We start from the raw sequence: 14077 nt of genomic DNA, 5'->3' as shown, positions 1-14077 counted from the left end.
GTTTTCAAACTTCTCCGACGTTGAACTCAAGCGGTGTTGCCGCTCTGATTGCCTCCTGAGCTATCAGTTCGTCAAGTGCTGCCTGCGGAATCTGTTCATCCACATAGAGCATGGCAATGGCGTCGCCACCGGGATGATCGCGTCCAAGCGAGAAATTTGCGATATTGATATTGTGCTTGCCGCAGATCGTGCCGAGCAGGCCGATCATGCCCGGAACGTCCTTGTTGGTGACGTAGAGCATGTGCGGACCGACCTCGGCATCGAGGTTGATTCCCTTGATCTGGATAAAGCGCGGCTTGCCATCCGAGAAGCAGGTTCCGGCGATGGAGCGCTCGCGCAGCGTCGTGCGGACGGTCAGCTTGATATAGCCGTCGAAAATGCCGGACTTGTCGCGCTTCACTTCCGAAACGATGATGCCGCGCTCCTTCACCATGATCGGCGCCGAAACCATGTTGACATCGGCGACCTGCGGGCGAATGAGACCGGCCAGAGCCGCACTCAGCAAAGCGCGGGTGTTCATGGCGGAGGTGGAACCGTCGAACAGCACTTCCACTTCCTCGATCGGTTCATCCGTCACCTGACCGACAAAAGCACCGAGAACTTCCGCCAGCTTGACGAAAGGCCGTAGGCGCGGCGCTTCTTCCGCCGTGATCGACGGCATGTTGATGGCGTTGGAAACCGCACCCTTGGTGAGATAGTCCGACATTTGTTCGGCCACCTGAAGCGCGACATTTTCCTGCGCTTCCGAGGTCGAAGCCCCCAGATGCGGCGTGCAGACGACATTCGGCAGGGTGAAAAGCTCATTCTCCGTCGCGGGCTCGGTTTCGTAAACATCGATACCGGCACCGGCCACGTGACCGGACTTCAATGCGGCAATGAGGTCCTTTTCAACGATCAGACCACCGCGCGCGCAATTGATGATACGGACGCCCGGCTTGGTTTTGGCAAGGCTTTCCGCATTGATGAGATTGCGGGTCTTGTCGGTGAGTGGCGTGTGCAGCGTGATGAAATCGGCGCGGGCAAGCAGCTCGTCCAGTTCCACTTTCTCAACGCCCAGTTCCTGCGCACGGGCTTCGGACAGGAACGGATCGAAAGCCACCACATGCATCTTGAGGCCAATGCCGCGCGTGGCGACAATCGAACCGATATTGCCGCAACCGACGACACCGAGCGTCTTGCCGGTGATTTCCACGCCCATGAAGCGGTTCTTTTCCCACTTGCCGGCGCGGGTGGAAGTGTCGGCTTCCGGCAACTGACGCGCCACGGCGAACATCAGCGCAATGGCATGTTCCGCTGTGGTGATCGAATTGCCGAAAGGCGTATTCATCACGATGATACCGCGACGCGAAGCAGCCGGGATATCAACATTGTCCACGCCGATACCGGCGCGACCGACAACCTTGAGATTTTTAGCAGCGGCGATCAGCTTTTCCGTGACCTTAGTGGCCGAACGAATTGCCAGACCATCATACTGGCCGATAACTTCGAGGAGCTTTTCCTTATCCTTGCCGAGATCGGGCAAGTAATCGACTTCAACACCGCGATCCTTGAAAATCTGGACGGCAGTGGGCGAAAGCTTATCGGATACGAGAACGCGAGGTGCCATTGGGGCCTCCTTCAAACAATTCCTGACCAAGCATTTCAAACCGTGAGCTTGCAGATAGGCACCGCATTGGGCTCATGCGAAATGCTGCAAATATTTTGGGAATGCGGGCCGTGGCCCAACGAATGGCCACGGCTTAACAGGAACGCGCCTCAGGCAGCAGCCTTGAGTGCAGCTTTCTGCGCTTCAAAAGCCCAGTCGAGCCAATGGGTCAGTGCTTCCAGATCTGACGTCTCAACCGTCGCACCGGCCCAGATACGCAGGCCCGAAGGCGCATCGCGATAAGCGCCGATGTCATAGGCGACGCCTTCCTTTTCCAGCGCCGTAACCATGCCCTTGGCGAAAGCAGCCTGAGCTTCGGCAGAAAGTGCGGTCACTTCCGGATCGACGATGGTCAGGCAAACGGAGGTGTTGGAACGGTTTTCCGGCTTCGCGGCCAGATTGGCGATCCATGGCGTTTTGGCCACGAAAGCATCCAGAACGGCAAAATTGCTGTCGGCTCGTCCGACCAGACCATCAAGGCCGCCAATCGACTTCGCCCAGTTAAGCGCGTCGAGATAGTCTTCCACGCAGAGCATGGACGGCGTGTTGATGGTTTCGCCGACGAAGATGCCTTCGATCAGCTTGCCGCCGGAAGTCATGCGGAAAATCTTGGGCAGCGGCCATGCAGGCTTGTAGCTTTCCAGACGTTCCACGGCGCGGGGGCTGAGGATCAGCATGCCATGTGCGCCCTCGCCGCCCAGAACCTTCTGCCAGGAGAAGGTCACGACGTCGAGCTTCGCGAAATCCAGACGCTGCGCGAAAGCCGCAGAGGTGGCATCACAGAAGGTCAGACCCTTGCGATCGGCCGGGATGAAATCGGCGTTCGGTACGCGCGCGCCCGACGTTGTGCCGTTCCAGGTGAAGACGACATCGCGGTCGAAATCGACCTGCGAAAAATCGACAATCTCGCCGTAAGGCGCCACAAAAGTGCGCACATCTTCGAGCTTGAGCTGCTTGGTCACATCCGTAACCCAGCCCGCGCCGAAGCTTTCCCACGCGACCATATCGACGCCACGCGCGCCGAGCATGGACCACAGCGCCATTTCCACAGCGCCGGTATCGGATGCCGGAACGATGCCGATACGGTAATCGGCAGGCACCTGCAGGATTTCGCGGGTAAGGTCGATGGCGTCCTTCAGCTTGGTCTTGCCGATTTTCGCGCGATGCGAACGGCCAAGAGCGGCATCGACCAGCGCGTCGAGCGACCAGCCGGGACGTTTTGCACAGGGACCGGATGAAAAATTAGGGTTAGCCGGGCGAACTACCGGCTTCGCAATCGTCGTCATGTTGTTTCTATCCTCTCAGATAGCACGCGTCTCGGTGGGGAGACGTGGCCCACTGATGGGAATAGCGGAAAGCGCATTTTTCCACAACGGGGCTTTTCAGGAATATTTTGCTCTTAACTGCCGCACGATATCAAAATTCGTAGAACAGTGTGGTCGCAACAAAAAAGGGCCCGCAAGGGCCCTGTTTCCAGTCTGCTTTCAATCGCACTGACTACCAGGTCGTGAAACGGATACCGGCGCGCAACTGATGCGACTTGATATCCTGATCGCTGATTGTGATGCCGTTGCCACTGACGACATCACCGCTGCTGATGACGCCGTAACGATAGCCGAGATCGAGCTTGATGTTCGAGGCAACATCGATGCCGACACCAGCCATCAGCGCCCAGGCGAACCGATAGTCATCGTCGGACTTCAGATCGCCAACGCCAGTATCGAATGTATAGCGCACATTGGCGAAGCCAAGTCCCCCGCCGAGATAAGGCGTGAAGCCAGCGAAATTGCCGAGGTCCACATAGGCGTTGGCCATCATGTCCCAGATACGCGCTTCGGCGGGGAAGTCTTCCATATCCTGCTTGGAATAGCTGCCCGTCACATCGGCGCGCAGATAATCAGTGAACTGATAACCTATACCGACCGAAGGCACGAAATTCTTATCCAGATCGAAGCTTTCGGAAATGCTGTTCCCGAACTGATCGCGGGCCGAAAGGCCGGTTTTGGAAGAGATATTGTAACCGAGATCGCCGCGCAAATACCAGCCGGAGCCGACTTCAACCGGCTGCGCTTCGACAATTGGCTCATAGCCGACGGCATCGAGATCGGCCGCCGAGGCAACGGATACAACGCTGAAACCCGCCAGAACAATGGCCGACAGATCGAGAGCACGCCACTTCGCAAACATGATGAGAACCCCGCTCATAAGAATTATCTCAATTATGAACACCTATGGTTAACGCCCGATAAAAATTGGGGGGTCATTCAAGCGAAGCCGCAAAGAAAAAGGCCCGGTTTCCCGGGCCCTCAACAATCAGATATCTCTGTGTTCGCTTACTTGTAGACCGGGCCGTCCACAATGGTCGAAACCTGCTGTGGAGCATAAGGCGCATTCGTTCCGCCGAACATGTAGCGCAGGCCGACACGGAAGTCATGAATGTCCATGCCCTTGTCGTAACCGTCGCCAATATACTGGTTGCCTTCAAACATCTTACCGCCATTGATATGGCGATAGCGATAACCGGCATCGAGCTTGAGGTTCTGCGTCAGATCAACCGAAGCACCGGCCATGAGGGCGTAGGTGAAGCGCCAGTTGGCCGTGCCTTCCATGGAGCCGCCATAGCGCACATCGTCCAGATCGCTCCATCTGACGCGCGTTCCACCGATACCGGCGCCGACATAAGGCGTGAAGCCGCTGAAGTTGCCGAGATCGACATAGGCATTAGCCAGGATCGACAGCGCCGAGAAATGGGCGCGTTCATCGGAAGCGCAATTCAGATCGCCGTTGCAGGCTTCACCGAATGTATTGCCCTCGAACTTTGCGCGGGTCATGTAATCGATCGTCAGATCGGTACGGAAGTAATCCGTCAGCTGGTAGCCGACGCCGCCGCCGATCAGGAAAGAGCCTTTCAAGTCGCCATAAAGCGTGTTGCTGCCGAATGTCGACGGACCGCAATCGCAATTGTCGATCGTTGAGTAATCCGCATCCTTGAATTTCGGCTTGGAATAGCCGAGATCGCCGCGCAGATACCAGCCGCCAACGGCAGGCGGCGCTACAACAACTTCCGGAACCACCGGCGGTTCGATCATATCGGCCGCCAAAGCGCCCGTAGCCATCATGGCGACAGATGCAGCCAAGCCGCCGAAAAGAGTTTTCACAAGACCGTTCATCATCTGCCCCATTGAAATATCATGACGCCAGAGCGTCATCCTCGCTTTCTGTAGGGAACATAATTTTGAAAGGTTAATTACAACTTAACCTTGTTTTTTAACGATCCTTTTTAATAAATCTTAGACGCAGCTAAAATAAAAACGGCGCGTAGAGACGCGCCGTTTCAATCATTCAAATTTTTATTATTAAGTTAAGCCGCGTTGCCCACCGACGAGATGACATCGACAATATCGTTGACCACTTTCTCAACCAGAACGCGATCATCGCCTTCGGCCATCACGCGGATCAGTGGTTCGGTTCCCGATGGGCGGATCACGAGGCGGCCCTGCACGCCAAGACGCTCGCGCGCTTCATCGATGGCGTGTTTTACATTCTTATTTTCCAGCGGCTTGCCACCGGCAGTGCGCACATTCTTGAGCAATTGCGGCACGGGTTCAAACTTGCGGCAGATGTCGCTGAGCGGCTTTTCCGCTTCCTGCATGACAGCCAATATCTGCAAGGCGGAGATCAGTCCGTCCCCGGTCGTCGCGAAATCCGACAGGACGATGTGGCCGGACTGTTCGCCACCCACATTGAAGCCATGTTCGCGCATATGCTCGACCACATAGCGGTCGCCCACCTTGGTGCGGGCGAGCGTCAGATTGTGATCGGTCAGGAAACGCTCCAGTCCGAGATTGGACATGATGGTCGCGACAATGCCGCCGCCGGTCAGCCGGTCGCTATTGGCCCATGATCCGGCAATCACCGCCATCAGCTGGTCACCGTCGATTACCGATCCGGTTTCATCGACGAGCAGCACGCGATCCGCGTCGCCATCCAGCGCAATGCCGACATCGGCGCGCAGTTCCTGCACCTTCTTCATCAGGCCGATCGGATGGGTCGAACCGCAATCCTCGTTAATATTGATGCCGTTCGGCTCGTCATTGATAGTGATGACTTCCGCGCCAAGCTCCCAGAGCGCTGCCGGAGCCACCTTATAGCCAGCACCGTTGGCGCAATCGATCACCACACGCAGGCCGTTGAGCGCGATGTTGCGCGGCATGGTGCGCTTGGCAAATTCGATATAGCGATAGATGTCGCCGTCGACGCGCTTGGCCTTGCCGATGGCCCCATGGCTTGCCAGCAGCGACGACAGATCGCCCTCGATCAGCTTTTCGATCTGAAGCTCAATCTCGTCTGACAGCTTGAAGCCATCGGGACCGAACAGCTTGATGCCGTTGTCGTAATAGGGATTGTGCGAAGCCGAAATCATCACGCCGATATCTGCGCGCAGCGAACGGCAGAGCATGGCGACAGCCGGTGTCGGGATCGGCCCCAGCAGGAACACATCCATGCCCGCCGCAGTGAAACCGGCAACCAGCGCGTTTTCCAGCATATAGCCCGAACGGCGCGTATCCTTGCCGATCACCACCCGCGAAACCTGACCTGAACGGCGGAAAATATGGCCCACCGCCATGCCGACCTTCATGGCCACATCTGGCGTCATGGGGAAACTGTTCGCCTGTCCGCGAATGCCATCAGTTCCGAAGTATTTCCGTGTCATATGTTTAGCCTTGCGTTGAGCCACTTCGCCATCCCGGCGCCGTCGATATATGCCGCTCCTTTCAAACGGAGCGCAATAGTCGCGCAGGCCCGCAACTCTGACAGCGAATTTCTGGGTTAATATCCTAAAATGCCTGTTCTATGCAATTTCGTCTTTGGCAGCGTCCAAAGCGATGCCGGTCGCTAAAGGCGTATCCCTCAAAAGATGATGCACCGAAATCGTTAACCGAGCCTTTGCAGGGCTTGGCAGCTGTCCTGGATATATAATCAAAAAAAAAGCCGGGCGAAACCCGGCTTTCTTTGTCTGTTTGCCATAAGCAACTTATTGCGGCTGCGGCTCCATGCCGGGTTCATTACCCGGTTCGCCGCTGCTCTTGCGCTTGCGCGGGCTACCCGCCTTCGGAACACCGGAACCGCGCGACGGCGTATCATTGCCCTGATCGCGCGACGGCTTGTTGCCCGCGATCAGTTCCTTGATTTCATCGCCCGACAGCGTTTCATATTCCAGAAGACCCTCGGCGAGCGCGATCCAGTCCTTCTTTTTCTTGGTCAGGATGCGGGTCGCTTCGGCATAGGCTTCGTCGATGAGGCGACGCACTTCGGCATCGATGATCTGCGCGGTTTCTTCCGAAATATTCTGCGTGCGCGAGACCGAGTGACCGAGGAAGACTTCTTCCTGATTGTCACCGTAAGCCACACGACCGAGCTTGTCGGAGTAACCCCACTGGGTGACCATGGACCGGGCGAGCTTGGTTGCCTGCTGAATATCGGAGGAAGCACCAGACGTGATATTTTCCTTGCCGAATTTCAGCTCTTCTGCCACGCGACCGCCCATCATGATGGCAAGACGCGACACCATCCAGGTATAAGTGGCCGAATAACGGTCGCCTTCCGGAAGCTGCATGACCATGCCCAGCGCACGACCGCGCGGAATGATGGTCGCCTTATGGACCGGATCAGCGGCAGGCACGTTGAGCGCCACGATGGCGTGACCTGCCTCGTGATAGGCCGTGTTGGCCTTTTCTTCCGGCGTCATGGCGGAGCGGCGTTCCGCACCCATCATGATCTTGTCCTTGGCGTCTTCGAATTCCTGCATGGTGACGAGACGCTTGTTGCGGCGCGCTGCCATCAGGGCGGCTTCGTTGACGAGGTTCATCAGATCCGCGCCGGAGAAGCCCGGCGTACCGCGTGCGACGACCTTGAGATCGACATTGGGTGCAAGCGGCACGTTGCGCACGTGCACCTTGAGGATCTGTTCGCGGCCGACGATATCCGGGTTCGGCACCACGACCTGACGGTCGAAACGGCCCGGACGCAGCAATGCCGGGTCAAGAACGTCCGGACGGTTGGTCGCGGCAATCAGAATGATCGATCTCGTTGGCTTCGAAACCGTCCATCTCGACCAGCAACTGGTTGAGGGTCTGTTCGCGTTCGTCATTACCGCCGCCGAGACCGGCGCCACGATGACGACCGACAGCGTCGATTTCGTCGATGAAGATGATGCAAGGCGCATTCTTCTTGGCCTGTTCGAACATGTCGCGGACGCGGCTTGCGCCAACACCGACGAACATTTCAACGAAATCCGAACCGGAAATGGTGAAGAACGGCACATTGGCTTCGCCCGCAACCGAGCGCGCCAGAAGGGTCTTACCGGTTCCGGGAGGGCCAACGAGCAGCACGCCGCGCGGAATCTTGCCGCCGAGACGCTGGAACTTCTGCGGATCGCGCAGGAATTCGACGATTTCTTCAAGGTCCTGCTTGGCTTCGTCGACGCCAGCCACATCCTGGAAGGTGACGCGACCATGCGCTTCGGTCAAAAGCTTCGCCTTCGACTTGCCGAAGCCCATCGCACCGCGCGAGCCACCCTGCATCTGGCGCATGAAGAAAATCCACACGCCAAGGATCAGGATCATCGGCAGCCACGACAGGAGAATGCCAATCAGCGAACTGGAGCCGTCGCTTTCGGGACGGGCAGTGATCGCAACATCCTTGCTTTCAAGCCGCGCGACGAGGCCCGTATCGCCAGGCGAATAGGTCTGGAACGTCGAGCCATTGTCGGCAAAGGTGCCGGTAATGCGCTCGCCGGTAATCGTGACCGATTTCACCCGACCATTGGATACGTCGTCAATAAATTGCGAATAGGAAACTTCACGGGAATTCGTGCGCTGACCAGGGCTCTGGAACAGGTTGAACAGCGCGATCAAAAGAAGAGCAATGATCGCCCAGAGGGCGAAGTTGCGATAGTTCGGATTCATATCGGGTCCAATCGATACCACGGCCATTCCGCAACCGCGGAACGATGTTTCGATCTAACATAGGATCGAAGGAAGGCGTTGCCAAGGCGCGTATCACGCCGCATGGGAGATTCTTCCCACTCTGGTTTATAAAAATTAGGAGTTTAGCGAAGTTTGACGGCCAATCCGCTTCTCGATCGCCTGGGCAAGTGCAAAATCATATCCCGGCAACACATGATCGAACAAAGCGAAATGCCGCTCCATACGAACTTCCGCCGGGAGATTCTGCCCCGGAAGGAACGGCAGAGAGACAATCTTTCCATCCACATAGACCGCGGGCAGCACCAGAAGCGCTTCGCGCCATCGCGTATTTGTTTCTGAAGGATTTTCCGGGAGGGACACTGGAGAATCGGTCAGAAAATCGATCAGCGCCTGTCGTCCCGGCGCGGCGATTTCAAAATCGCGGTCACCTGTATTGAAAAAGCGGAAGCGCCCATCCCAGATGCAACTACCCCCGGCGGGCAACGGCACGGACGGCAAATTGCGCCGCTCGCGGCGAAAGCGATGCGGCTGCCCTTTGGCTCCCCGCTCGATCAACGCGCCAAAAATGGTCAATCTTTCGTGTTTTTGGCTTTCGTGTTCGCCCAACAGGATGCGTTCAATACGCACCCGCTCGGCGTCGCCCGGCAGGAAACGCCGCCCGCCAGCCAGTGAAGCCACGAGGCCGGAAAAGAGCCGCCGCACGGTTTCGGGCAAGGAGGTATAAATAACCGGGTTGATTTCCATCCGGTCGCAAGCGTCCACATGCAAACTCGCGGGATCAGCCAAGGCCGCAACGAGAGCGGCGTTGTCGCGCTTGCGCGCCGCGCTGGCCAAAGCCACTTGCGCCAGAACAATCTGCGGATCGGCATCAGCAGCAGCGCCCTGGCGAACACGCGGGCGCTCGTAATCCGGATTGGCATTGCTCGGATCATCAACCCAGCGGAGACCTTTCGCTGTCAGTTCGTCCCGCAATGCCTGCCGCGAAACGGAAAGCAACGGTCGGATCAGTTCGACAGACCCTTCCAGCCACGATTGAGCGGCCATGGCGGCAAGCCCCTCGCCTCCGCATGGTGGCTGCGCTCCTTGCGCATCAGGAAAGTCTCGATCTGGTCATCCTGCGTATGGCCGGTCACGATCACACTCGCGCCCGCTTCATGCGCCGCCTGCACCAGAAGCCGGTAGCGCGCGCTGCGCGCGGCTGCGGCCAGCCCCTGCGTCGGCTTGGGATCGTCCCATGCCAGAATGCGGTGCGCGATACCATGCTCGCGGCACAGCACCCCGACATTTTCAGCCTCTTCGGCTGATTCGGGACGCAAGCGATGATCAACAGTCACCGCCAGCAATGCCGGGCAGTGAACCAGTGTCGCCAAATAATCCTTAAGCAGGAACAGCATTGCCAGCGAATCGCTGCCACCGGAAACGGCCGCAATAACAGTCTTTGCCTGATCCAGATGAAAAGATTTAAAAATATCAGTCGGGGAAAGCCCCACGAAACAACTCCGCAATCAGCACTTTACGCGTGTGCGTTCTTCGGCAACGCGCTTCAAAATGGCGGGAGCCGCTTTGGGATAACGTTGCGGAATCTGCTCGAAAGTCGCGCAGGCAACGTCGTGATTGTCCATTTTCTCAAGCGTCATGCCGAGCTTGAACATGTTTTCCGGCGCACGGCGGGAATCGGGATAGTCGCGCTGCGTGTCGATGAACACGGTCGCAGCCTCTGGATAACGTCCCTGACCGTACAACGACTCTCCCAGCCAGAAGCGCGCTTCCGCCGTCTGTGGATCAGCCGGATAGCGCTTCACATGCTGGCGGAAACCCGATTCGGCAGCTTTGTAGTCACCCGACATCAGATACTGATACGACGCCTGATAGAGCGTGTTCGGATTATCGCCCATTGGCAGCGAAGCAACCGCCGTGCCGTCCTGCGCGCCGCCATTCCCAGCGGAACCCTGGCCAGCAGGCAGACCGCCCTGTTCGACGGGGCGTGGTGTAGCACTCAACGAATCGCCGATTACATTGCCACTGGAATCGAACCGGATAGACCCCAATGTCTGCGGCGGCTCGCCGCGCTGGGGGCCGCCCTGCGCCATCGCGCCCGAACCGGTTGTACCAGTAGCAAGAGAATCGGCGCCGACTGCGCCCGATTGTGCGGTCTGCGGTGCATCCAGAGCTGGTGTCCGGTCCGAAATCGAACCGTCCTGACCGGCACTTGCGGAAACCCCGGCATCAGGGTTTCCGGCGGCACCGCTGCTGGCGAGAGCGCTACCATCGCTGGAACCGCCGCCATTGCCCAACCGCTCACCGGTTTCGGCGCGCTTGCCCGTTTCAAGAAACTGGAAGCGCTGCTCATATTCTTCCTGCATTTTCTGCATCTGATCCTGCATTTCGAGGATCTGGAAGTTCATGGCCTCAGCGCGCATGCCCAGCGTATCGGCCATGCTGACCGCATCGCCTCCGCCCTGCGCACAAAGATCGGCGCCCGGGGCCGGTGCGGCTGCAGCCGACTGACCCGCCACACTCGAAGCCGGTGAGGTGATGCCGTTCTTCTTTTCGAGTTCCTCGAACCGGAATTCGTTGTCTTCCTGCGTTTTTTGCAGCTGATTGTCGGTGAAGGCGATCTGCGCGTCCACATCCTCAATCTTGCCGGTCAGGTTACGCACCAGTTCCTGTAACATGCCGGGGCTCTGGTAGCCGCCATTCTGTGCGGATGCACCGCCGCCACGCATGGCGTCATCGAGAATAGCGGTCGAGCCAACGCTGACGCGATTCTGTCCGCCGCCTTTGCCCTTTTCGAGCGCCTGAAAACGGGCTTCGTTATCGCGATGGATTTTCACGATTCTGTCGCGGAGCTGCAGGATTTTGCTGTAGGATTGCGCGTTCTGATGCGCGAGATTGCACACCTGCTGCGAATACTGGTTTGCACCCGGATCGCCAGTCTGCGCCAAAACCGGAGCACTCGCCAAAAGCGGCAGCATGGCGATTGCCAGTGTCACTTTCCTCATTGTTGTCCTCATTCCCTATTGCCCCTGCGAGTTTACAATGAACAGGATGATCGAGTGCCGCGCCTGAATGCTTGCTGAACACGCCATACCGCACGGCCAGTTCCGCTTTTAGAGCAAATCCGCGAAAAGCAAAGATGCTTTCCCTGATCTCGGTTCACTATGACAGGCGTGACTTCGGCCAAAGTTTGTCGAAACGCCTGATCCATTGGCATGAAAACAAAAAAAGCGGCCCGAAGGCCGCTTTTCCTGCAACGCTGTTGTGCGTTTGCAAATTTTAGCTGCCGGCACCGTTGAGAACGGTGACTGCGCGGCGGTTCTGCGACCAGCACGAGTCGGCATCGCAAACTGCGACCGGACGTTCGTTACCATAAGAGATGGTGCGCATACGGTTGGTCGGCACGCCACGCGAAGCGAGGAAGTCGCGGGTGGCGGCTGCGCGACGCTGGCCGAGAGCGAGGTTGTATTCGCGCGTGCCGCGTTCGTCAGCATGACCTTCGACGGTGATCGAATATTGCGGGTAACGCTGCAGCCACTGGGCCTGCTTCGAAAGCGTCTGCTGTGCGTCTCCGCGGATCAGCGACGAGTCGAGATCGAAGAAGATGCGGTCGCCGACATTGACCGTGAAGTCCTGCGCCGAGCCGGGCGTTGCCGCGCCTGCACCGCCGAGGCCGAGATCACCGGCATTGTTCGGGAGATTCTTCTTGGATGCGCAACCGGCGACGGCGAGCGACATGAATAGGGCAATAGCGATCGGGCTACGTGCAATCGACTGGATGCGGCGCATGGGCCGAGGCTCCTTAAGATTTGATGTTCCTGCGTAACCAACCAATAATCATATCGAGGTTAATGCAGGCTCAAGAAGTATGGTTAATATTGTCTTGAGACCAAATGCAACCGGCGTTTCCGACTGCAATTCTGCTTTTAGGCCTTGATGGCAAAATGCGGCAGAAACAGGGCTTTTGGGGCGGATTATGGCAATCGCCTTAAATGTAGGCCAAAAACATCGCATATCGCTCGATAAGGACCAATGAAAAAGGCGCGGAACCAAAATCCCGCGCCTTAATCTTTTTATGATTCTCCGACCGTCAGCCTATTCGAGCAGCGGCGACCAGGCCGGATCGGACGCGAAATTCGGCGTCTGGATCTGACGTTCGTTACGACCTGTCAGATCGATGGTGAACAGTTTTGGACCGCCCGCGCCTGCCGCCTTGCGGAAGAACATCAGCACGCGACCGTTCGGTGCCCAGGTCGGACCTTCATTGTGGAAGCCCGATGTCAGAAGGCGTTCGCCCGAACCGTCGGTCTTCATCACGCCAATCGAGAACTGACCCTGCGACTGCTTGGTGAAGGCGATGAGATCGCCACGCGGCGACCAGACCGGTGTGGAATAACTGCCGTCGCCCATCGACAGGCGGCGCGGATTGGAGCCATCGGCACCGGCGATATAGAGCTGCGGGCGACCGCCGCGGTCGGATGCGAACACAACCTGAGAACCATCCGGCGAATAGGAAGCGCTGGTATCGATCGCCTGGCTGTTGGTCAGACGGGTCGTGGTGCGCGAGCGCAGATCCATTGCGTAGACATTGGCGCTGCCGTCGTCCTGAAGCAGGCTCATGACGACCTTCTGGCCATCCGGCGAGAAGCGCGGCGCGATGGTCATGCCTGGGAAATTGCCGACCAGTTCACGCTGGCCCGTTTCGAGCTGCAGCAGGTAAACCTTTGGCTGACCGCCAGCGAACGACATATAGGTGACTTCCTGACGGTTCGGCGAGAAGCGCGGGGTCAGCGCCATGTCGCGACCATCGGATAGATAACGGATATTCGCGCCGTCCTGATCCATGATGGCGAGGCGCTTGATGCGCTTCTGGGCCGGGCCGGATTCATCGACGAAAACGATGCGCGTATCGAAATAGCCCTTTTCACCCGTCAGGCGCTCATAGATGGCGTCGGCGATGATATGGGCGACACGACGCCAGTTATCCGGCGAGGTGAAGAACTGCTGGCCAATCATCTGCTGACCGCCAAACGTATCCCAGAGACGGAATTCAGCCTTTAGCCTGCCATCCGGCTGCTTGGTGATGCGACCGGTGACCAGTGCCTGCGCATTGATGACCTTCCAGTCCTCGAAGCGCGGCGCGGCATCGGGATTGGAAATCTTTTCAATGAAGGCACCCTTGTCGATGGGCGCAAATAGGCCGGACCGCTCAAGATCGGCAGCGATGACCGACGTGATGTTCGGACCAAGCTGGTCCGCGGACAGGAAATCCGTGATGGCGATCGGCAGAGGCTCGATCACACCCTTGTTGATGTTGATTTCCACCACGGCGCGCGCTGGCATGGTGCAGACAAGACTTGCGGCAATCATGCAGGCGAAAGCCGAGAGGACTGTCCGGATCTTTGTTTTCATGATGCCGGTTTTCATATCTTCTGGGACCTCTTTT

Annotated in this window: 8 protein-coding genes and 2 pseudogenes; all 10 read right to left on the bottom strand. The window is 57.8% G+C overall.

Features of this window, described 5'->3' with window-relative positions; translation table 11 throughout:
- Positions 1-4 precede the first annotated feature (4 nt).
- Positions 5-1606, bottom strand: a complete 1602-nt coding sequence (gene serA, locus QLQ11_RS10720) for a phosphoglycerate dehydrogenase (RefSeq protein ID WP_121538554.1) — start codon at positions 1604-1606, stop codon at positions 5-7.
- 149 nt (positions 1607-1755) lie between these two features.
- A complete protein-coding gene (locus QLQ11_RS10715; RefSeq protein WP_121538556.1) occupies positions 1756-2931 on the bottom strand; it encodes a phosphoserine transaminase in 1176 nt (391 codons plus the stop codon).
- A 211-nt stretch (positions 2932-3142) separates the two neighbouring features.
- A complete protein-coding gene (locus tag QLQ11_RS10710) occupies positions 3143-3832 on the bottom strand; it encodes an outer membrane protein (RefSeq protein ID WP_109370308.1) in 690 nt (229 codons plus the stop codon).
- A 146-nt stretch (positions 3833-3978) separates the two neighbouring features.
- Positions 3979-4815: an outer membrane protein gene (locus QLQ11_RS10705; RefSeq protein ID WP_109370309.1), complete on the bottom strand. Its 837-nt coding sequence runs from the start codon at positions 4813-4815 to the stop codon at positions 3979-3981.
- Between the two features lie 191 nt (positions 4816-5006).
- A complete protein-coding gene (glmM, locus tag QLQ11_RS10700; RefSeq protein WP_371835873.1) occupies positions 5007-6359 on the bottom strand; it encodes a phosphoglucosamine mutase in 1353 nt (450 codons plus the stop codon).
- 321 nt (positions 6360-6680) lie between these two features.
- Positions 6681-8613: pseudogene (gene ftsH / locus QLQ11_RS10695) on the bottom strand (ATP-dependent zinc metalloprotease FtsH).
- 135 nt (positions 8614-8748) lie between these two features.
- Positions 8749-10124: pseudogene (gene tilS / locus QLQ11_RS10690) on the bottom strand (tRNA lysidine(34) synthetase TilS).
- A 15-nt stretch (positions 10125-10139) separates the two neighbouring features.
- Positions 10140-11648: a tol-pal system protein YbgF gene (gene ybgF / locus QLQ11_RS10685; RefSeq protein ID WP_121538562.1), complete on the bottom strand. Its 1509-nt coding sequence runs from the start codon at positions 11646-11648 to the stop codon at positions 10140-10142.
- 262 nt (positions 11649-11910) lie between these two features.
- A complete protein-coding gene (gene pal / locus QLQ11_RS10680) occupies positions 11911-12420 on the bottom strand; it encodes a peptidoglycan-associated lipoprotein Pal (RefSeq protein ID WP_078339475.1) in 510 nt (169 codons plus the stop codon).
- Between the two features lie 306 nt (positions 12421-12726).
- Positions 12727-14058: a Tol-Pal system beta propeller repeat protein TolB gene (gene tolB / locus QLQ11_RS10675; protein WP_109369746.1), complete on the bottom strand. Its 1332-nt coding sequence runs from the start codon at positions 14056-14058 to the stop codon at positions 12727-12729.
- Positions 14059-14077 lie beyond the last annotated feature (19 nt).

This window comes from Ochrobactrum sp. SSR (assembly GCF_030067775.1).
Classification (GTDB): Bacteria; Pseudomonadota; Alphaproteobacteria; order Rhizobiales; family Rhizobiaceae; genus Brucella; species Brucella teleogrylli.
The sequence above is the reverse complement of the archived record's forward strand: the minus strand, read 5'-3'. Positions and strand labels throughout refer to the sequence as shown.